Source organism: Rhodococcus sp. ABRD24 (assembly GCF_004328705.1).
In the GTDB taxonomy this organism is placed as follows: Bacteria; Actinomycetota; Actinomycetes; order Mycobacteriales; family Mycobacteriaceae; genus Prescottella.
In genome coordinates this window covers 2,036,115-2,055,289 of sequence record NZ_CP035319.1, presented here as the reverse complement: position 1 = coordinate 2,055,289, position 19,175 = coordinate 2,036,115, and the positions used below count along the sequence as shown (strand labels likewise).

The following is a 19,175-nucleotide window of genomic DNA, read 5'->3' as shown; positions in this document are numbered from 1 at the left end:
CATGTGTGCAACGTGTGGATGCGGCAAGGTCGACGAGGCCGATGCGGCGGCCGGAACCCGGATCAGTAAGCCGGGCGCGATGCCGCACGAGCACCTGCACGAGCCCGGTCACGGTCACGGTCATCAGCACGAACACGAACACGAACACGAGGCGCACGGTCACGCTCACGCTCATGACGATGCCCATGCGCACCAACCGGCGGGGACCGAGACGATCACACTCGAGCAGAAGATCCTGGCCAAGAACGACCTGCTGGCGGCGAGCAACCGTGCGTGGCTCGACGAGCGCGGGGTGATGGCGTTCAACCTGATGAGTTCGCCCGGTTCCGGAAAGACGACGCTGCTCGAACGCACGATACGAGATCTGTCGGATACCGGTCCGATCTCGGTGATCGAGGGCGACCAGGAGACGCTGCTCGACGCCGAGCGGATCAAGGCCACGGGATCTGCTGTGGTGCAGGTCAATACGGGATCTGGGTGCCATCTCGACGCGGAGATGATGCGCGGTGCACTCGATGCCCTGAGCCCCGCGAACGAGTCGCTCGTGTTCGTGGAGAATGTCGGTAATCTCGTGTGCCCGGCATTGTTCGACCTCGGCGAGCAAGGCAAGGTTGTGCTTATCTCCGTGACGGAGGGTGACGACAAGCCCCTCAAGTACCCGCACATCTTCGCGGTCGCGGATCTCGTCATCGTCAACAAGATCGATCTGCTCCCGTATGTCGCATTCGATCCAGCGGTGTGCGAGCGCAACGCGAGAGCGGTGAATCCTGGTGTGCACGTGGTGAATCTCTCCGCTACCAGCGGTGAGGGGTTGGACCGCTGGTACCGGTGGATCGCGGAGCGCCGGCTGGGGTGATCATGCGCCGTTGACATATCTTCGGGTGCGCGCCTTAATTGTGGGTGGGCGTCACGCAAGTGGGCCGAGGGTCGACTCCGGTGACGCAGGGGCGGGTGAGCCCCGGGGAGTGGCCGACATGTCGACACCCACGAAAGCTGCGAAGAAGCCGGAAAACGCGAAGTCCGGCGATACCGACGAGGGCGTCATTCACGTCCTGTGGATCAATGCGGGGCTCAGCTGTGACGGCGATTCGGTCTCGCTCACGGCGGCGACGCAGCCCAGCGTCGAGGAGATCGTGTTCGGTGCTTTGCCTGGATTGCCGAAGATCGCGGTCCACTGGCCGCTGATCGACTTCGAGTGCGGTCCCGCGGGTGGCGCCGACGACTTCCTCGAATGGTTCTGGAAGGCGGACCGCGGTGAACTCGAGCCCTTCGTCCTGGTAGTCGAGGGTTCGATCCCGAACGAGAAGCTCCACGACGAGGGCTACTGGTGCGGATTCGGGAACAACCCGGCGACCGGCCAGCCCGTCACGACCAGCGAGTGGCTCGACCGGCTCGCGCCGAAGGCCACCGCGATCGTCGCGGCCGGTACCTGCGCCTGCTACGGAGGTATCCACGCGATGGCGGGCAATCCGACCGGCGCGATGGGCGTACCGGACTATCTGGGCTGGGACTGGAAGTCGAAAGCCGGTCTGCCGATCGTGTGCGTGCCGGGCTGCCCGGTTCAACCGGACAACTTGTCCGAGACTCTGACCTATCTGCTGTACCAGGTGACCGAGCAGGCGCCGATGATTCCGCTGGACGAACAGTTGCGGCCGCAGTGGCTGTTCGGGCAGACGGTGCACGAGGGCTGCGACCGCGCCGGCTACTACGAGCAGGGTGATTTCGCCACCGAGTACGGCTCGCCCAAGTGCATCGTGAAGATCGGCTGCTGGGGACCTGTCGTGAAATGCAATGTGCCCAAACGAGGTTGGATGGCCGGGATCGGCGGCTGTCCCAACGTGGGCGGGATCTGCATCGGATGCACGATGCCCGGCTTCCCGGACAAGTTCATGCCGTTCATGGACGAGCCGCCGGGCGGCAAGCTGTCGAGCACGGCATCGGAGTTGTACGGGTCGGTGATCCGAACGCTCCGCAATGTCACCGGCCGGACGCTCGAGAAGGAACCGCATTGGCGCGCGCCAGGGCGTCTGCTCAGGACGGGGGCCGTCCGTACCTGGTAGCGCGACCACACGCGATCACCGAGGGAAGAGAGGCTTCTCGATGACTTCCACCGTGCCCGAGCCGACCAAAGGGTCGACCGATGACAAGGGTCTGGTCGAGATGGCCTGGGACCCCATCACCCGCATTGTCGGCAGTCTGGGGATCTACACGAAGGTCGACTTCAAGAACAAGACTGTGGCCGAGTGTCACAGCACATCGTCGATCTTCCGTGGCTACTCGCTGTTCATGAAGGGCAAGGACCCGCGCGACGCGCACTTCATCACCAGCCGCATCTGCGGGATCTGCGGCGACAACCACGCCACGTGTTCGTGTTATGCGCAGAACATGGCATACGGTGTCCAGCCGCCGCACCTGGGCGAGTGGATCGCCAACCTCGGTGAGGCCGCCGAGTACATGTTCGACCACAACATCTTCCAGGAGAATCTGGTCGCGGTGGACTACTGCGAGAAGATGGTCAAGGAGACCAATCCGGGGGTGCTGGCACAGGCCGAGAAGACCCGGTCCCCGCATGCGGACCAGCACGGCTACCGGACGATCGCCGACATCATGCGGTCGCTCAATCCGTTCACCGGCGAATTCTATCGGGAGGCACTGCAGATCAGCCGTCTGACCCGAGAGATGTTCTGCCTCATGGAGGGTCGGCACGTGCACCCGTCCACGCTGTACCCCGGCGGTGTCGGCACCGTCGCGACCGTGCAGTTGATGACCGACTACACGACCCGGCTGATGCGGTACATCGAGTTCATGAAGAAGGTCGTGCCGATGCACGACGATCTCTTCGACTTCTTCTACGAGGCGCTGCCCGGCTACGAGCACGTCGGCGAGCGGCGCGTGCTGCTGGGCTGCTGGGGTGCATTCCAGGACCCGGAGGTGTGTAACTTCCAGTACAAGGACATGACGGACTGGGGCCGGAAGATGTTCGTCACCCCGGGAGTCGTCGTCGACAACAAGCTGGTGACGACGGACCTGGTGGACATCAATCTCGGCATCCGGATCATGCTGGGCTCGTCGTACTACGACGACTGGTCCGACCAGGAGATGTTCGTCAGCACCGACCCGCTGGGCAACCCTGTCGACCGCCGGCACCCGTGGAACCAGCACACCAACCCGAAGCCGCAGAAGAGGGACCTCGGGGACAAGTACAGCTGGGTGATGTCGCCGCGCTGGTTCGACGGCAAGGACAACCTCGCTCTCGACACCGGAGGCGGCGCGCTGGCCCGCATGTGGTCCACCGCGCTTGCCGGGCTGGTCGAGACCGATGAGGTGAAGGCCACCGGGCACAGCGTCAAGATCGATTTCCCGAAGACCGCGCTCGAAGGTCCGGTGAGTTTCGAGTGGAACATTCCACGGTGGAGCAACACCATCGAACGCAACCGCGCACGCACGTACTTCCAGGCGTATGCGGCGGCGATGGCGCTGCACTTCGCACGGAAGGCCCTCACCGAGATCCGCGCCGGCCGAACCAAGACGTGGGAGACCTTCGAGGTGCCGGATGAGGGGATCGGCTGCGGTTTCACCGAGGCCGTGCGCGGGGTGCTCTCGCACCACATGGTGATCCGGGACGGGAAGATCGCGAACTACCACCCGTATCCACCGACCCCGTGGAACGCCAGTCCCCGTGACGCGGAGGGAATTCCGGGCCCATACGAGGACGCGGTGACGAATCTGCCGATCTACGAGGAGAACGACCGCGACAACTTCAAGGGCATCGACATCATGCGGACCGTCCGGAGCTTCGATCCGTGCCTGCCGTGCGGGGTGCACATGTACCTAGGTGACGGGAAGACGCTCGAGAAGCTGCACTCGCCGACCCAGTCCATGACCGGGGAGTGAGGTGACGGATGGCGACGACGAATGACGAACTGGTCCGCGGGATCCCGGGCGAATCCGATCGTTGGCGCAGCGCTGGCGATCGGATCGAAGCCCTGCTGGACGCCGCCTCCGCTGGAGGGCCGGTCGCGCGCGAGCGCGCCGAGCAGTTGGTGCGAGAGGTCGTCGACCTGTACGGCGAGGCGCTGGGGCGAGTCCTGACGGTCGCCGCGCCCAGCCTCGTCGAAGAACTGACTCGGGACGAACTGGTCTCGGGCCTGCTACTTGTCCACGGCCTGCACCCGCACGACGTCGCGACCCGGGTGCGGACCGCACTCGACAGTGTCCGGCCGTACCTCGGTTCGCACGGGGGCGATGTGGAACTCGTCGAGGTCTCGGATGGTGTCGTCCGGCTGCGCCTGCTGGGCAGCTGCCACGGCTGCCCGTCATCGGCGGTGACCCTGCAGCTCGCGGTGGAGGGCGCGGTCCAGGCGGCCGCACCGGAGACCACCGCGATCGAGGTCCAGCCCGGTGACCTGGGCGCGTCCACTACCCCCACGCCGGGAGTGATCCCGGTCGAGTCGTTGCTGGCGCATGTGCGGGATGCCGCATCTGCCGGTGGGTCCGCCGCGTCGAACGGGACGTGGCAGGCGGCAACCGAGTTCGCCGACCTCGCGTCGGGGGAGGTCGGCGGATTTGTCGTGGGCGGCATACCGCTGCTGGTCTGCCGGCTCGGTGACGAACTGTTCGCATACCGCGACCGGTGCTCGGTGTGTGGCAACTCGATGGCCGGGGCTTCGATGCAGCGTCGCGCGGGCGGTCCGGTGAACGACGCCGTCCTGCGCTGCCCGACTTGTCGCGCACACTTCGATGTCCGCCGTGCCGGGGCCCGGATCGAGGCGCCCGAGGATCACTTGGATCCGCTGCCCGTCCTGGTGCGGGACGGCGTGCTTTCGGTGGCGGTACCCACCGTGGTGACCGGGTGAGCACCCCGCCCGGACGTGGCACCCCCTCCGGCGCGCCGTTGGGGGTGTTGCGTCGGATCGCCTCCGACCGCCCCGAGGCGCCGGCCGGGGAGCGGTGCGAGATGTGTGCGGCGCCCATCGCCGACGAGCACTCCCACGTGGTGAACATGGAAGGGCGGCAACTGATATGCGTGTGCCGGCCCTGCTACCTGCTGTTCACCGAGCCGGGCGCGCGGCTGCGCTACCGCGCGGTGCCGCAACGGTTCCTCTCGTTCCCCGAGTTCGCGCTCTCACCTGGGCAATGGGACCAGCTCGAGATCCCGGTGGGGCTGGCGTTCTTCTTCCGGAACTCCGACCAGGACCGCACGGTCGCGTTCTATCCCGGTCCGGCCGGTGCGACCGAGTCGGAGCTGCCGATCGAGGCGTGGGAGTCGGTGCTGATCGACAATCCTGCGCTGCGCAATGCCGTCCCGGACGTGGAGGCCTTGCTCATTCGGGTGCCGTCGAACGGAGTCGGCTCCGCCGAGTGCCACCTGCTGCCGATCGACGCGTGCTACGAACTGGTCGGGCGCTTGCGCCGGTGCTGGCGCGGATTCGACGGCGGGCAGGACGCCCGTCGCGAACTCGACGCCTTCTTCGACCGGATCGACCGGCGCAGCATCGCGGTGTCGGCCACGGGCGGCCGAACGGGGGGCGCGCCATGACATCACTACAGTTCTCGGTACTGACCGTCGCGCCCGAATCTTTTTCGGTGGCACCGAATCTGATCGCCCGAGTGCGGATCGGGGAGACCACCGGCGCCACCGTCCACGCTCTCGCGCTGCGCTGTCAGGTCCGGATCGAGCCCCGTCGCCGCCGCTACTCCGACGCCGAGGAGGCCGGCCTGCTGGACATGTTCGGTCCGCGGGAGCGATGGGGGTCCACGCTCGCGACCTTCCCGTGGCTGCACACCACTGCGACGGTACCCGGCTTCACCGGCGAGTGTGTCACCGAACTGCCGATGGCGTGCACGTACGACTTCGAGGTGGCCGCCTCCAAGTACCTGCACGCGCTCGAGACCGACGCCGACGGCACGGTTCCCCTGAGCTTCCTTTTCAGCGGCACCGTCTTCACGAAGGGCAACAACAACTTCGGCGGAGGAAGGGGGTTCGGCGTCGAACAGGTGCCGTGGGATCGGGAGGCGCAGTTCGACATGCCGGTCGCCGTGTGGCGGGATCTGGTGCGTCAGAACTTCCCCTCCAGCGGCTGGGTGCGGCTCGAACACGACACCCTGGCTGCACTCACGCGGTTCAAGGCGGCGCGCGGGCTGACCGGCATCGACCAGGCCGTGACGGAACTGCTCGCGGGAGCTGGGGAGGTGGCGACATGACCGCCGTCGGCGATCTGGCGCGGTTGCGCGTGGTCGCCGACGCAGTGCTGTACGAGGGCTACCTGCTGTACCCGTACCGTTCCACATCGGGAAAGAACCAGTCTCGGTGGCAGTTCGGTGTGCTCGGGCCGTCGGGAGCGGCCCACGCCGGGGTGGGCGAGGATCCGGCAATGAGCGTCGAGTGTGTGCTCGATGCAGCCGATATCGCTGGCGACGACGCTGCCGTCACCCCGATCCTGCGGTTCCTGCAGCTGCAGGCGCGTGCGGTCGAACAGGCCGGGCCGAACGGGTTCGAGCCCGTCTCGGAGCTGACGGTCGACGGCCGCAGCTGGATCAGCTGGGACGAGGCTTCCCCGGTGGAGATCGCGTTCGACGCCTGTACGCTCGCTGAACTGTGCGAAGGCATGACTCGGGAGATACGCGTGCCGGGTGGCGTCGAGACCGAATCGCTGGGGGCGGCGGGGCGTTTGGTTCGTACCCGAGAACCATTGTGCGGCAAGGTCAGCCTTGCCGCGGTGCGAGAGCACGGCGCGGTGCGGCTGAGCATCGAGGTCCGCAACGACGCTCGGATCGCCGAGCCCGGTGAGCGCGTTGTCGCATCCGAGCACGTGGTTGCTGCGAACGCTGGTGTTGCTGTGAAAGACACGGCGATCCGGCACTCGTTCATCGGTGCGCACCTGATCCTCGGGGCTACGGGCACACGGTTCGTCTCGCTGCTCGACCCGCCCGATGCGTTCGCTGACGCGGTCGCCGCCTGCCGGCAGTTCCGGTGCTACCCGGTTCTTGCGGGAGCGAAGGGTGTGCACGGCACCAGCGACGTCGTGCTGGCGGCGCCGATCATCCTCTACGACCATCCCGAGGTGGCCGAGGAGAGCGGTGGAAACCTGTTCGACTCCACCGAGATCGACGAGATCCTCACACTCCGGGTGATGACGCTCACCGACGAGGAGAAGGCCCAGGCGCGTGCCACCGACCCGTTGGCCGCGCAGATCATCGACCGCTGCGACGGCATGACCGCCTCGCAGATGCAGCAGCTGCATGGGGCACTCCGCGATCCGCGTGCCTTCGAGAACAGTGCATTCGAGAACCGTGCCTTGCAACCCGGCGACTTCGCGCCTCCCACCTTCGTCACGCCGAGCGGTCTGGTTCCCGACGTGCCGGACGATGTCCCGTGGTGGGATCCCGCTGCCGACAACAGTGTTCGACCCGATGCGGATGGCGTCCTGGTGTCGGGAGTGCGGATTGCCAAGGGCGGTCTGGTGCGGTTGCGGCCGTCCCGGCGGGCCGACGCGCAGGATCTGTTCTTTGCCGGGCAGGTGGCGCGGGTCGCGACGGTACACGCCGATGTGGACGGCGGCACCCACATCGGTGTCGTGCTGGTGGACGATCCGGCCGCCGAACTGCACGACTGGTACGGCCGATACCTGTACTTCGCGCCTGACGAGGTGGAACCACTGCGGACGCCGGGCAGTGAAGCGCTCGATCGAGAGGAGAGGCAGTCATGAGGGCAATGGGTATGGTCTCCACCGTATTCCTCGCCGCGGTCGCCGCCGCGGGCGTGTGGATCACGGTGCGCTCGATCCCGGACATACAGCGCTACCTGCGTATGCGTCGGATGTGATGGCATGTCGCCCGAGACGACGCACCGGATTCTCCTGGCCGGTATCGGCAACATCTTCCTCGGCGACGACGGCTTCGGGCCGGCGGTGCTGGGGAGAGTGGCGGCCGGTCCGCTGCCGACCGGTGTCCGGGCGGTGGACTACGGCATCGGAGGCATGCACCTGGCGTACGACCTGCTCGGTGACTGGGACGCGCTGATCCTGGTGGATGCCGTCCCCGGTCGGGGCAACCCGGGCGCGGTACGGGTGTTCGAGGTCGATCCCGGGAAGACCGGGATCGCAACTCAACTCGATGCGCACGCGATGGATCCCGGATCGGTGTTCGCAAGTGTCGAAGCTCTCGGCGGCACGCTGCCGCGGACGATCGTCGTCGGTTGCCAGGCGGCCTGCGTCGCCGAGGGTATCGGGCTGTCCGCGCCGGTGGCTGCGGCGGTCGACGGTGCGATCGAGGCGATCGGTCGGCTCCTGAGCGAACTCGGTGCGGATGCGCCCGAGCGCTGTCGCACCGTCGGATCGGAGGGCTGAGTGATGTGCCTTGGTATTCCCGGACGGGTGATCGGCATGCTCGACGGATACAACGGTCAGCTCGCTCTCGTCGACGTCGAGGGCAGCGAGCGCAAGGTCAACATCGGCATGCTCGAGGACACCGCTCTGGCGCCCGGCGACTGGGTGGTGATCCACATGGGGTTCGCCGTCGAACGCGTGGACCGGGCCGGTGCGGAACGGGCGATGTCGGGTCTAGAACTGATGGGTCGTCCGCGCTCGTCTTCGTCTGACGACGGCGACGCTGTCACAGGCGGAGACCCAGTCGTAGGCGGTGGGAGGTCGTGAGGACGGCCGAAGCTCGCGTCGCGGCGGCCCCGGTGCCGGTGGAGCGGCACCGGCTGACGGTCCGCGGCGTCGTGCAGGGCGTCGGCTTCCGTCCCTTCGTCGCACGGCTGGCCGGAGAACTGGGGCTGGCCGGATATTGCGGAAACGACGAGGTGAGTGTGCTCATCGAAGTGGAGGGCACTGCCGCGGCGCTAGCCGAGTTCGCAGTGGCGCTCCGCCGAGATGCGCCGCCGCTCGCGATGGTTGTCGACGTTTCGGTGGAGCCGACCGTGACACGCGGCGAGCGCGGGTTCCGGATCGTCCCGAGCCGGCACACCCGGGGTGCACGGACGCTGCTTCCCCCGGACGTCGGGATCTGCGCGGACTGCATCCGTGAGATGGCAGATCCGTCCGACCGCCGGTATCGGCACCCCTTCGTCAACTGCACCAACTGCGGACCGCGGTTCACGGTCGTCACAGATCTGCCCTACGATCGTCCGGCCACGACGATGGCGGCGTTCCCGATGTGCCCGCGGTGTGCCCGCGAGTACGCCGATCCCACCGACCGCCGGTATCACGCGCAGCCCATCTGTTGCCCGGACTGCGGCCCGCGGATCTTCGCAGAATGCGACGGCGGGCGCCTCGACGGCGTCGACGCGGTGCTGGGGCGCGTGCAGCGCGAAATCGCCTCGGGCGGTGTCGTCGCGGTGAAGGGGATAGGTGGCTTCCACCTGGTGTGCGATGCCACCGATCCCGTTGCGGTGCAGCGACTACGTGAGCGCAAGCACCGTCCGGCCAAGCCGTTCGCCGTGATGGCGGCGGATCTCGACGCCGCCCACGAGGTGTGCACGATCTCCGATGCCGAGGCCGAGGTTCTGGCGAGCGCCGCGCGGCCGATCGTATTGCTGCGGCGTCGATCCAGCGATATCCCAGCCCCGAACCTCGCGCCCGATCTCGACGAGATCGGAATCATGTTGCCCTACGCGCCACTGCACCACCTGCTGTTCGCGCCGGTGCCCGGCTCCGCGGTGGGCCCACCGCGCCTGCTGGTGATGACGTCGGGCAATCTCGGTGGCGAGCCGCTGTGCTTCACCAACGAAGCTGCGCGGCAACGCCTGAGCGCGATCGCCGACGTGTTCCTGATGCATGACCGGGACATCGTCACGCCATGCGAGGACTCGGTGGTCACAGTGGTCGACGATGCGGTTCTTCCCGTTCGCCGCTCGCGCGGATACGTGCCGCTGCCGATCGTCCTGGACCATCCCGGCCCGACAGTGCTGGCCGTCGGCGCTGAGCTGAAGAACACCTTCTGTCTCACGCGGCAGGACTTTGCCTTCTGCTCCGGCCATCTCGGCGACATGGGCAGCCTCGAGAGCCGCCGCGCATTCGAGTCGTCCGTCGAGCGGATGATGTCACTGCACGACGTCCGCCCGGAGCTGGTGGTGGCGGACGAGCATCCTGGTTACTCGACGCGGAACTGGGCCGAGGATCTCAGCGATCGTACGGGCGTCGGGATCGCGACCGTGCAGCACCATCACGCCCACATCGCCGCACTCGCCGCCGAGCACGGCCTACTCGGCGGGCACCTGGCCGGAGCGCCGTTGCTGGGCATAGCATTCGACGGGACCGGGTACGGCTGCGACCGCACTGTCTGGGGTGGGGAGCTGTTGCTCGTCGGACCGAGCATTCTCGACGCCCGCCGCGCCGGGCACCTGCAGTCGTTCAGCCTGCCGGGCGGGGACGTCGCGGTGCGCAACCCGGCGCGGGTGGCGCTCGCGCTGCTGCACGAGGCACGCATCGACGACATCGATGATCTGCCGTGTGTGCGAGCCCTCACCTCAGCCGAACGAGCCTTGGTGGCAGCGCAGCTCGAATCCGGAATCGGCTGTGTGCGGACCACGAGCATCGGCCGCCTGTTCGACGGTGTCGCTGCACTCCTCGGCGTCCGGCAGCGGGTGAGCTACGAGGCGCAGGCCGCGATCGAGCTGGAGGCCCTGGCCCGCACCGCTGACCGCCCGGCGCCGGTGGAGCTGCAGGTGGAAGGCGATGTGCTGCGGCTCGAGACGCTGTGCGAGCAACTCGTCGCGGGGGTCTGCTCCGGAACCCCCGTTGCCGCGTTGGCGCTCGGATTCCATTGCGCCCTGGCATCGGCCACCGCAGAACTCGCAGTCGGCGTCGCTCGTGAGGCCGGGGCCGCAATGGTGGGGCTCAGCGGGGGAGTATTCCAGAACAGGACGTTGACGGCCTTGCTGCAGCATCACCTGCGGACCGCGGGGCTCGAGGTCCTCACCCATCACCGGGTACCGCCCAATGACGGCGGGCTCTCGCTGGGCCAGGCCGTGCTCGGCCAGGCGATTCTCGAGGCGAAGCCGGGTTCCAGGAACGAGGTGCGATCATGACCACCAGCGAGACGAACGTCGAATTGATCGGGACCGATCTGTCGGCCGATCTGGCCGCCACGGCGCTGTCGCTCGCACGTCGATTCAACGCCGGTGCCACGCTGTGGGTGGTGTCCCCGCAATGGGAGCCCCATGCGCACCACGTCGCGGTCGAGTTCGTGCATCCGGTGATCATGGGCAAGCGGGCACTGCCGTCGGTATCGCTGGTCGAGCCGGATCCGGTGGCGCAATGCCGGGTTGCGAGCCGACCCGGTGACGTCATCCTTGCGGTGGCCTCGGCCGATCAGGCCCAGGTGCGTGAGATCATGCGCCGGGCGCCGGCATGGGGTACCGACACGATCTGGATCGGCTCCGGCCCGCGGCCCGAACCCGGTTCCGCGAACCACATCCTGTGGGTGGACTCCGACGATCCGATGGTGCCGGCGACGGGCCGGTTCGTGCTGATGTACCACCTGCTGTGGGAACTGACGCACGTGTGCTTCGAGCATCCGGGGCTGTTGCGGATATCCGATGACGAGTGCGCCGACGGTGGTTGCGTCACCTGCAGCGACGAGGGCCGGCTCGCGGAAGTGGTGGTGGCGCCGGGGAATCCGTTGGATAGTGCCCTCGTCCGCACCGCCGTCGGTGAAGAAGAAGTGGATGCGACCCTGATCCAGGACATCGCCCCCGACGATCTGCTGCTGATTCACGGCGGTGCCGCGATCGCCCGAATCGACCCGGACGAGGAGGTGCGGTGATGGGCACGACCCCGGAAAACAGCGTCACGGGTACGGACTTCCTGTATCCGTTCATCGACGCGCACGAGGAAGGGGCCGGTGCGCTGCTCGACGACCTTGCCGCATCCGCCCGTGGCAAGGCTGCGGAGAGCGCACGACTGCAGCAGGATTCGCTGACCGAGTGGGGTGAGCAGATTGCCGAGGCTGGCCGGCAGATGGCCGAGCGCTTCTGCAGAGGCGGTCGGCTCTACACCTTCGGCAACGGCGGCAGCTCCACCGACGCCGCCACACTCGCATCTCTGTTCAGCCGTCCGGCGCTCGGGCGCCCGGTCGCGGCATGGTCGCTCGCGGCAGATCAGGCTGTGGTGACCGCGCTCGGCAACGACGTCGGCTTCGACCTGGTCTTCTCGCGTCAGATCATCGCGCACGCCCGGGCACAGGACATCGCGATCGCGTTGTCGACGTCGGGTAACTCCGACGACCTCATGATCGCGCTCGCCGAGTCGCGGGCACGCGGGCTGCTCACCATCGGGTTCGCCGGACATGACGGCGGACGCATGGCGGCGAGCGAGGACCTGGACTACTGCATCACGATCCGGTCGCAGAGCATCCACCGGATCCAGGAGAGTCACGCGCTGGTCGGGTACCGGCTCTGGTCGGCGGCCCAGGCGCACATGGCCGAGGAGCGCAGGACGCCCCCGGCACGACGACAGGAGAGCTAGCTCATGGCAATGGAACCGGCCACCACCGCCGAACGCGAGGACCGCGTACTGGATCGCATCGCGGCGTACCGCAAGCGACGTCCCCGGCTGCTCGAGGATGTCGTGACACTCGCACACGGCGCGGGTGGAAAGTCGTCTGCTGCGCTGGTGGACTCGGTGTTCGTCGAGGCGCTGCGCAATCCCCAGCTCGAGCAGCTCGGGGATGCCGCTGCCCTCACCCTGCCTGTGGGTGAGCGACTGGCGTTCTCCACCGATTCGTTCGTGGTGCGGCCGCTGCAGTTCCCCGGTGGTTCCATCGGGAACCTCGCGGTGCACGGCACCGTGAACGACCTTGCGGTGGCGGGGGCGACACCGCTGTGGCTGTCGGCGGCGTTCGTGATCGAGGAGGGCTTCGAGATCGCGCTGCTACGCGAGATCGTGCAGGACATAGCGGATTCCGCGGTGCAGGCGGGCGTGCAGGTGGTGACCGGGGACACCAAGGTGGTCGGCAAGGGAGCCGCCGACGGGCTGTACATCTGCACGGCCGGCATCGGGAAGCTGCCGATGGACCTGCGCCTGGGCCCGGAGCAGGTGCGCCCCGGCGACCGAGTCTTGATCTCCGGGACGATGGGCGAGCACGGCATGGCAGTGATGCTCGCCCGCGGTGAACTCGCGATCGAGGCCGACATCTGCTCCGACACCGCCCCGGTCAACGGGCTGGTCCACGCGCTGCTCGACGCGGCGCCCGGCACGCGATGGATGCGCGACGCGACCCGCGGCGGAGTTGGCACGGTGTGCAACGAGCTTGCACAGTCGTGCGGGCTCGCGGTGATCCTCGACGAAGCGGATCTTCCGGTGCAGCCCCAGGTAGTTGGGGCGTGCGACATGCTCGGCATCGACCCGCTGTACGTCGCGAACGAGGGCAAGTTCGTGGCCGTCGTTCCCGAAGTGGAGACCGATGCAGCGCTCGAGGCCTTGCGCCGGACACGCGGTGGCGAGCACGCCGCGGTGATCGGCGAGATCCTTGCGGAGCCGGAGGGCATCGTCGCCCTGCGGACGTCGTTCGGTGGTAGCCGCATTGTCGACATGCTCGTCGGAGATCCGCTGCCGCGCATCTGTTGAGCGGGCAATCCAGCCGAGAGGAGGAAACGATCATGTGTCTGGGTATCCCGGGCCAAGTGGTCCAGATGGTGGACTCCGAGCAGTATCTGGCGAAGGTGGACGTGGGTGGCGTCAAGCGGACCATCAGCGTTCGACTGCTCGCCGACGAGGGACTGCTCGTGGGGGACTGGGTCCTGGTCCACGTCGGCTTCGCGATGGCGAAGATCGACGAGGCCGAGGCCGCGCTCACGCTCGACCAGGTCCAGAAAATGGGCGCCGACTACGTCAACGAGATCGACGCCTTCAATTCGTCGAGCATCAACTGAAGGCGGGTAACCGAGGAGGTTGCAGCATGAAGTTCGTGGACGAATTCCGGGACCCCGCCGCCGCGCGGGCGCTGGTCCGGTCCATCACCGAGCTCGCAGGCGAGGACGAGTTCAAATTCATGGAGGTGTGCGGCGGCCATACCCACACCATCTACCGCCACGGCATCGAGCATCTGCTACCGCAGTCGGTGGAACTCGTGCACGGACCGGGCTGCCCGGTGTGTGTCATCCCGATGGGCCGCGTCGACGACGCGATGTACCTCGCGGAACAGCCGGACGTCGTCTTCACGACGTTCGGGGACATGATGCGGGTGCCGGGATCACGAGGAAACCTCATCGAGGCCAAGGCTCGTGGCGCGGACGTCCGATTCGTCTATTCCCCGTTGGACGCGCTCAAGATCGCCGTCGACAACCCGGGCAAGCAGGTGGTGTTCTTCGCGGTCGGGTTCGAGACCACGGCGCCGTCGACCGCGGTGACCCTGGTCCGCGCCCGGCAGATGGGGGTGACCAACTTCAGCATCTTCTGCAACCACGTCACGATCGTGCCGCCGATCAAGGCGATTCTCGAGTCGCCGGATCTACGGCTGTCCGGGTTCCTCGGGCCGGGCCACGTGTCGACGGTGGTGGGCCTGCGGCCGTACCGGTTCGTCCCCGAGGTGTACGGGAAACCGATGGTGGTCGCCGGATTCGAGCCGCTGGACATCCTCGCGTCGGTGCACATGCTGCTGCAGCAGATCCGCGACCGCCGCTGCGAGGTGGAGAACCAGTACATCCGGGTGGTGCGGCCCGAGGGCAACACCCAGGCACTGAAGTTGATGAGCGAAACCTTCGCGCTAAGGCCGCATTTCGAATGGCGAGGTCTGGGCTTCATCTCGCAGAGCGCGCTCAAGGTTCACCCCGATTTCGCCGAGTTCGACGCGGAGGAACGCTTCTCGATGCCCGGAGTGCGGGTGGCGGACCCGAAGGCCTGCCAGTGCGGCGAGGTGCTCAAGGGGGTGATCAAGCCGTGGGAGTGCAAGGTGTTCGGTACGGCCTGCACGCCCGAGACGCCGATCGGGACGTGCATGGTCTCGCCGGAGGGTGCGTGCGCGGCGTACTACAACTTCGGGCGGCTGCACCGCGAGACGGCGCTGGTGGTGGGGCGGAGACCGGGGTGAGCTGTCGGGCTGGGCGGGCCTTGTTCGCGCGGTACGCGTATGCGCCGAATGCACTGGGCTACTGCGGCCCCGCGGGATCCGGGGGTCTCGAGCGGGTGGCGTGCGGTGGTGGGCTGGACGTCGACGTCGACGGGTTGGCGCGGCGGTTCAGCGGGGCCTGGCCGTATCAGCAGCTGCTTGCGGAGATGTCGGGTGTGGACGATCCGCTGGACGATCGGGTGGTACGCGGGTACTGGACTGGCAACGCGCTCACCGCTGCGACAGACCGGGAACGGTTCGGGGCCGCGCTGTTGGTCAGGCTCGGTGAGCGCGCCGGACACTACTGGAAGTACCTCACCGAGGATCTGCTGCCGGAGGCAGCCCCTACCCACGCGTTTCACGTGTTCGGCATCTACCCGTGGACGCGTCTACTCGGCACCGGGATGCCGCAGCCGCTGCATGTGCTCGACTCGTGCCGGATCCGCAACGGCGTCGTCCTCGAGCTACTTTCGGACGCTGCCGTAGTGCGTTCGCGTCCAATGCAGTTCGACGGTGCCCGACTCACCCTGGGCCCGCTCGAGGACCGCGCGGTCCGTAGTCGCGTGGCCGCAGGGTCGTTCGTTCCCGGTCTGCGGGTGGGGGACCACGTGGCCGTGCACTGGGACCTGGTGTGCGACCGGCTCGACGCCGAAGAGGCATCCTCCCTTGAACATTGGACGGACTGGCAGCTGGGGAGGACCAATATCCGGCTTGCCGGCGAAGCTGTCGCAACCTAGGACGATGACTGAGCTGCACGAAGTTGCTACCTCGGGGTCCTCGGGTGGAGCCGAAAGTGACATCCGGCATCTGCGCGCGGCAGCGTGGCGCCCGCGTGACGCTCGTATCCGTGCTTGTCCCGTACCTCGCGATGGCCGTGGCCAACGTGTACGTGCTCCTCCGCCTCTGGAAGCGGTCTCGGAAACTAGAGGCGGTTTACCGGCTCCGGGCCTCGCGCGGACGCCGACGGCGGACGTGGCACACACAGCAACGTTGCCACACCCACGTCGTAGCCGGCGCATAGCGCGGGATACCACCGCGGCAACCGTGATGATGTCCCTCGCTCGTGTGCGTGGTCGAAGGCCGCATGCGCAATCCATCCAATGGCGGTCAGTCCGGTAGCCCACTGCTTCGGCAAGGTGATCGCACCGATGAACACAGCGGTCGTCGCCAGCACTGCAGTCCACTCGCGGGTGAGTACGTCCGAACCGGAGGGACGTCCTATGTGCGCGACCGGATAGACGATTGCTGCGGCCACCAGCCCCGCGGCGTAGGACGTCACTCGGCGGGACGGATTCTTCTTCACGAGAGGACGATCAGCGGCGATGCTCAGAAGGCCGCCTGCCGCGAACGCTACGATACGATTTCGCGATCCTCGGTTCGGTCCCTCGCTCATCCGGTGAGACTATCAGCGATCGGGTGTTGGAGCCGGAAGCGCGAAACCCCATGGCAGTTCGAGCCGATGCGCCGCGAGCAGCCTGGTATCAGCAAGGATTCGCTCGACGCGGTCGTCGGCGGCCAGGCGCCCTTTGTCCATGATCACTGCCCGCTCGCACAGCTGAGCCGCGTACGGAAGATCGTGCGTGACGAGCAGCAGCGTGGTGTCGAGTCCGCCCAGGATGTCGGCGAGTTCGCGCCGGGCCACGGGATCGAGGTTGCTCGACGGCTCGTCGAGCACCAGAACCTCCGGGCGGCACGCCAACACCGTGGCGAGGGCGACTCGGCGGCGCTGGCCGGCCGAGAGATGACCGGCGCTGCGGTGCGCGTGATCGGCCATCCCCACCTGCTCGAGTGCCTCGGTCACCCGGCGTTCGAGTTCGCCGCCGCGGACTCCGAAGTTGGCGGGGCCGAACGCCACGTCTTCCGCGACGGTGGGCATGAACAGCTGGTCATCTGGGTCCTGGAATACGACGCCCACTCGACGCCGGATCTCCCGCACCGTCTCTCGCCCCAGTTCGAGCGTGCCGATTCGCACGGTGCCCTCGCTCGGGGTGAGGACGCCGTTGAGCTGGAGTATCAGGGTGGTCTTGCCAGCGCCGTTCGGTCCCAGCACCGCGACGCGTTCACCGACCGGGATCTCGAGATCTATGCCGTCCAGCGCCTGGCGACCGTCCGGGTACTCGAAGCTGAGCCGTTCGACGTCTATCGCTGTCGGCGATGCCATCTCACACCATCCAGGCAATCGTCGCGATCGCGACTGCATACGCGGCGGGGGCGAGTCCGGCGCACCAGTCGGCGCGAGTGGCCGGCGGCGCGGACAGCGGCACCGTGCCGGTGAAACCTCGGGAGAGCATCGCCAGGTGTACCCGCTCGCCGCGTTCGTAGGCGCGGAGGAACACACCGCCGACGCCGCGCGCAGTGGCGCCTGCCTGATGCAGGGTGCGGGGATCGTCGCCACGGGCGATTCGCGCGGTACGCATCCGATCGATCTCCCCGGCAAGGAGATTGACGTACCGCAGCATCAGCGTGACGATGACGGTGACCATCGCCGGCACGTGCAACCGGGCCAGGCCGGCAGGCAGAGAGCGTGCAGGGGTGGTGGCCGCGAGGGTGAGGGAGGTGAGGACCCCGAGTGTGCCCTTGACCAGGATTCCCCACGCCGCCAGCAGGCCTGGCACCGACAGCGAGATTCCGAGAAGCTCTGTCCGCTCGCCGGATTCGGCGAACGGCAGCAGAACCGCGAGCACCACGAACGGCACCTCGATGAGCATGCGCGGGGCCAGCCAGCGCGGCCGGATGCCCGCGATCTGCCACACCAGGGCGAGCCCGGCGAGGTAGGCCGCGAACGCCCACACGGCCTCACGGGGAGTGGCGACGATCGCGAACATTGCGACCACCGCCGCGACGATCTTGACCTCGGTCGGGAGTCGATGGACCGCGGAGCTGCCTTCCAGATAGAGCGGGTGGGTGTGCGAACCCGACATGTCATGGGCCTCGCTTACGGCGTGCGAGCGTGCAGAACAACAGTCCAGCAACGATGAACACCGCGACGACCCCGAGTATCCCCGCCAGCCCGCTGAGCCGGGAATCGCCGCGCACCGCGTAGTCCGCCAGCGGAGACGCGGACAGGTGGTGATCGGTCGCGTGCCGAGCTATGCAGTCGCCCGACAACTGTTCGGTGCCGCCGGTTTCGACCACCTCGCAGCCGCGCAGGGTCGTCGAATCCAGGCCGTCCGGGCTGGCGCTGGCGAAGTAGGAGAGGATGCCGGCGATCAGCAGGGCCGCGACCGCGAAGCCGACCAGGAACCACGAGCGTGTGCGGGCGGGTCTGCTCATGTCGTCACCGCCGTGCACTCGCGTTGCGATCGCAGCAGATACACCAGGTCCGGGCGGGCGCGGGCGACCGCGACCACCGTGAAGGCCGTGATGATGCCCTCGCCGACACCGATCAGCGCGTGGGTGCCGAGCATGTAGGCAGCCACGGTATGCAGGGCAGTCACTGCGGAACCGCCGATTGCATACTCCACCACGAACATCGACGCCGCGACTACGGTCGCGCACCATGCCGAGACGAATGCGAGAATGCCGATTCCGGCGTCGCCGCGCCGAATGAGCAAGGGGCGCAAAGTGGCCGCAACGATGTAGCCGACCGCGGTGCCCACCAGGGCGATATTGGTGACGTTCGCACCGAGCGCGGTGAGGCCCCCGTCGGCGAACAGGAGCGCCTGGACCGTGAGCACGATCGCGATACACAGTGCCCCGGTATACGGTCCGACGAGGATCGCGGCGAGTGCGCCGCCGAGCAGGTGTCCGCTGACGCCGGGCAGGATCGGGAAGTTGATCATCTGCACCGCGAAGATGAACGCGGCGACAAGGCCGGCCATCGGGGCGGTGCGGTCGTCGAGTTCGGTACGGGACTTCCAGACCGCGAGTGCCAGACCGGTGATCGCGACCGCCCAGAACAGCGCCGAAGTGGGAGCGTTGATGATGCCGTCGCTCATATGCATCGCGGCGTATTCGACAGCCGAGTGTTCGATAGCCACTGCGTTTTCGATAGCCACTGCGCCCTCCCGGGAGCCGGGGATCGGTAGCAGCAGTCTATCGAGTCATGTGAACAACTGAACAGGCTTTCCGATTGGTCCGCTACCGCCGGACTCCCTCGAAACGCTCGGAAGTCGACGACGCGG

The 19,175-nt window shown here is 67.4% G+C and carries 21 protein-coding genes; 16 read left to right on the top strand and 5 right to left on the bottom strand.

Going from position 1 to position 19,175, the window contains the following annotated elements:
- The first annotated feature begins 1 nt into the window (after window position 1).
- The 16 genes from hypB to ERC79_RS09065 all read left to right on the top strand — a co-directional run bounded on the left by hypB (window position 2) and on the right by ERC79_RS09065 (window position 15,788).
- A complete protein-coding gene (gene hypB, locus ERC79_RS09140; RefSeq protein WP_131577557.1) occupies window positions 2–856 on the top strand; it encodes a hydrogenase nickel incorporation protein HypB in 855 nt (284 codons plus the stop codon).
- A 118-nt stretch (window positions 857–974) separates the two neighbouring features.
- Window positions 975–2,060, top strand: coding sequence for a hydrogenase expression protein HypE (locus tag ERC79_RS09135; RefSeq protein WP_242676787.1), 1,086 nt, complete (start codon window positions 975–977; stop codon window positions 2,058–2,060).
- Between the two features lie 40 nt (window positions 2,061–2,100).
- Entirely contained in the window at window positions 2,101–3,894 is a 1,794-nt protein-coding gene (locus tag ERC79_RS09130) for a nickel-dependent hydrogenase large subunit (RefSeq protein WP_131577556.1), read from the top strand.
- Window positions 3,895–3,902: 8 nt separating this feature from the next.
- Window positions 3,903–4,856, top strand: a complete 954-nt coding sequence (locus ERC79_RS09125) for a NifU family protein (RefSeq protein ID WP_131577554.1) — start codon at window positions 3,903–3,905, stop codon at window positions 4,854–4,856.
- Window positions 4,853–5,539 (top strand): DUF5947 family protein, encoded by a 687-nt coding sequence (locus ERC79_RS09120; RefSeq protein ID WP_131577553.1) that lies wholly within the window; start codon window positions 4,853–4,855, stop codon window positions 5,537–5,539. Before ERC79_RS09125 ends, ERC79_RS09120 begins: the two co-directional genes overlap by 4 nt.
- Window positions 5,536–6,204: a DUF6084 family protein gene (locus ERC79_RS09115; RefSeq protein WP_131577551.1), complete on the top strand. Its 669-nt coding sequence runs from the start codon at window positions 5,536–5,538 to the stop codon at window positions 6,202–6,204. The genes ERC79_RS09120 and ERC79_RS09115 overlap by 4 nt, the downstream gene beginning before the upstream one ends.
- Window positions 6,201–7,709 carry a hypothetical protein gene (locus ERC79_RS09110; protein ID WP_131577550.1) on the top strand — a complete coding sequence of 503 codons (1,509 nt, stop codon included), beginning with the start codon at window positions 6,201–6,203 and terminating at the stop codon, window positions 7,707–7,709. The genes ERC79_RS09115 and ERC79_RS09110 overlap by 4 nt, the downstream gene beginning before the upstream one ends.
- A gap of 120 nt (window positions 7,710–7,829) precedes the next feature.
- On the top strand, window positions 7,830–8,348 hold the full coding sequence (locus ERC79_RS09105) for a hydrogenase maturation protease (RefSeq protein WP_131577549.1): 519 nt from the start codon (window positions 7,830–7,832) through the stop codon (window positions 8,346–8,348).
- A gap of 3 nt (window positions 8,349–8,351) precedes the next feature.
- The gene (locus ERC79_RS09100) at window positions 8,352–8,654 is read left to right on the top strand and encodes a HypC/HybG/HupF family hydrogenase formation chaperone (protein WP_131577547.1); all 303 of its coding nucleotides are present in this window, start codon (window positions 8,352–8,354) and stop codon (window positions 8,652–8,654) included.
- Window positions 8,655–8,686: 32 nt separating this feature from the next.
- Entirely contained in the window at window positions 8,687–11,032 is a 2,346-nt protein-coding gene (hypF, locus tag ERC79_RS09095; protein WP_131580919.1) for a carbamoyltransferase HypF, read from the top strand.
- Window positions 11,029–11,769 (top strand): hydrogenase assembly protein HupF, encoded by a 741-nt coding sequence (locus ERC79_RS09090; protein WP_131577546.1) that lies wholly within the window; start codon window positions 11,029–11,031, stop codon window positions 11,767–11,769. The genes hypF and ERC79_RS09090 overlap by 4 nt, the downstream gene beginning before the upstream one ends.
- Window positions 11,769–12,470, top strand: coding sequence for an SIS domain-containing protein (locus ERC79_RS09085; protein WP_131577545.1), 702 nt, complete (start codon window positions 11,769–11,771; stop codon window positions 12,468–12,470). Before ERC79_RS09090 ends, ERC79_RS09085 begins: the two co-directional genes overlap by 1 nt.
- A gap of 3 nt (window positions 12,471–12,473) precedes the next feature.
- Complete coding sequence (gene hypE, locus ERC79_RS09080; RefSeq protein WP_131577543.1) at window positions 12,474–13,571, top strand: hydrogenase expression/formation protein HypE; 1,098 nt, start codon at window positions 12,474–12,476, stop codon at window positions 13,569–13,571.
- Window positions 13,572–13,603: 32 nt separating this feature from the next.
- Window positions 13,604–13,876: a HypC/HybG/HupF family hydrogenase formation chaperone gene (locus tag ERC79_RS09075; protein WP_131577542.1), complete on the top strand. Its 273-nt coding sequence runs from the start codon at window positions 13,604–13,606 to the stop codon at window positions 13,874–13,876.
- Window positions 13,877–13,902: 26 nt separating this feature from the next.
- Entirely contained in the window at window positions 13,903–15,033 is a 1,131-nt protein-coding gene (gene hypD, locus ERC79_RS09070; RefSeq protein ID WP_131577540.1) for a hydrogenase formation protein HypD, read from the top strand.
- Complete coding sequence (locus ERC79_RS09065; protein ID WP_131577539.1) at window positions 15,030–15,788, top strand: DUF6390 family protein; 759 nt, start codon at window positions 15,030–15,032, stop codon at window positions 15,786–15,788. Before hypD ends, ERC79_RS09065 begins: the two co-directional genes overlap by 4 nt.
- Window positions 15,789–15,973: 185 nt before the next feature.
- Here ERC79_RS09065 and ERC79_RS09060 read toward each other — a convergent pair whose 3' ends face one another.
- The 5 genes from ERC79_RS09060 to ERC79_RS09040 form a co-directional block, all read right to left on the bottom strand.
- Window positions 15,974–16,354: a hypothetical protein gene (locus ERC79_RS09060; RefSeq protein ID WP_242676786.1), complete on the bottom strand. Its 381-nt coding sequence runs from the start codon at window positions 16,352–16,354 to the stop codon at window positions 15,974–15,976.
- Window positions 16,355–16,456: 102 nt separating this feature from the next.
- Window positions 16,457–17,212, bottom strand: a complete 756-nt coding sequence (locus ERC79_RS09055; protein WP_131577538.1) for an ABC transporter ATP-binding protein — start codon at window positions 17,210–17,212, stop codon at window positions 16,457–16,459.
- Window position 17,213: 1 nt separating this feature from the next.
- Window positions 17,214–17,972, bottom strand: coding sequence for a cobalt ECF transporter T component CbiQ (gene cbiQ / locus ERC79_RS09050; RefSeq protein ID WP_131577536.1), 759 nt, complete (start codon window positions 17,970–17,972; stop codon window positions 17,214–17,216).
- A 1-nt stretch (window position 17,973) separates the two neighbouring features.
- Window positions 17,974–18,324, bottom strand: coding sequence for a PDGLE domain-containing protein (locus ERC79_RS09045; RefSeq protein WP_131577535.1), 351 nt, complete (start codon window positions 18,322–18,324; stop codon window positions 17,974–17,976).
- The gene (locus tag ERC79_RS09040) at window positions 18,321–18,995 is read right to left on the bottom strand and encodes an energy-coupling factor ABC transporter permease (RefSeq protein ID WP_131580912.1); all 675 of its coding nucleotides are present in this window, start codon (window positions 18,993–18,995) and stop codon (window positions 18,321–18,323) included. The genes ERC79_RS09045 and ERC79_RS09040 overlap by 4 nt, the downstream gene beginning before the upstream one ends.
- Window positions 18,996–19,175 lie beyond the last annotated feature (180 nt).

Coding starts and splice junctions, on each gene's coding strand:
- ERC79_RS09135 (WP_242676787.1), top strand. CDS start 975: ATGTCGACACCCACGAAAGCTGCGAAGAAGCCGGAAAACGCGAAGTCC.
- hypB (WP_131577557.1), top strand. CDS start 2: ATGTGTGCAACGTGTGGATGCGGCAAGGTCGACGAGGCCGATGCGGCG.
- hypE (WP_131577543.1), top strand. CDS start 12,474: ATGGCAATGGAACCGGCCACCACCGCCGAACGCGAGGACCGCGTACTG.
- ERC79_RS09115 (WP_131577551.1), top strand. CDS start 5,536: ATGACATCACTACAGTTCTCGGTACTGACCGTCGCGCCCGAATCTTTT.
- ERC79_RS09105 (WP_131577549.1), top strand. CDS start 7,830: ATGTCGCCCGAGACGACGCACCGGATTCTCCTGGCCGGTATCGGCAAC.
- ERC79_RS09130 (WP_131577556.1), top strand. CDS start 2,101: ATGACTTCCACCGTGCCCGAGCCGACCAAAGGGTCGACCGATGACAAG.
- ERC79_RS09110 (WP_131577550.1), top strand. CDS start 6,201: ATGACCGCCGTCGGCGATCTGGCGCGGTTGCGCGTGGTCGCCGACGCA.
- ERC79_RS09100 (WP_131577547.1), top strand. CDS start 8,352: ATGTGCCTTGGTATTCCCGGACGGGTGATCGGCATGCTCGACGGATAC.
- ERC79_RS09040 (WP_131580912.1), bottom strand. CDS start 18,995: ATGCATATGAGCGACGGCATCATCAACGCTCCCACTTCGGCGCTGTTC.
- ERC79_RS09075 (WP_131577542.1), top strand. CDS start 13,604: ATGTGTCTGGGTATCCCGGGCCAAGTGGTCCAGATGGTGGACTCCGAG.
- cbiQ (WP_131577536.1), bottom strand. CDS start 17,972: ATGTCGGGTTCGCACACCCACCCGCTCTATCTGGAAGGCAGCTCCGCG.
- ERC79_RS09085 (WP_131577545.1), top strand. CDS start 11,769: ATGGGCACGACCCCGGAAAACAGCGTCACGGGTACGGACTTCCTGTAT.
- ERC79_RS09055 (WP_131577538.1), bottom strand. CDS start 17,212: ATGGCATCGCCGACAGCGATAGACGTCGAACGGCTCAGCTTCGAGTAC.
- hypD (WP_131577540.1), top strand. CDS start 13,903: ATGAAGTTCGTGGACGAATTCCGGGACCCCGCCGCCGCGCGGGCGCTG.
- ERC79_RS09125 (WP_131577554.1), top strand. CDS start 3,903: ATGGCGACGACGAATGACGAACTGGTCCGCGGGATCCCGGGCGAATCC.
- ERC79_RS09045 (WP_131577535.1), bottom strand. CDS start 18,324: ATGAGCAGACCCGCCCGCACACGCTCGTGGTTCCTGGTCGGCTTCGCG.
- ERC79_RS09090 (WP_131577546.1), top strand. CDS start 11,029: ATGACCACCAGCGAGACGAACGTCGAATTGATCGGGACCGATCTGTCG.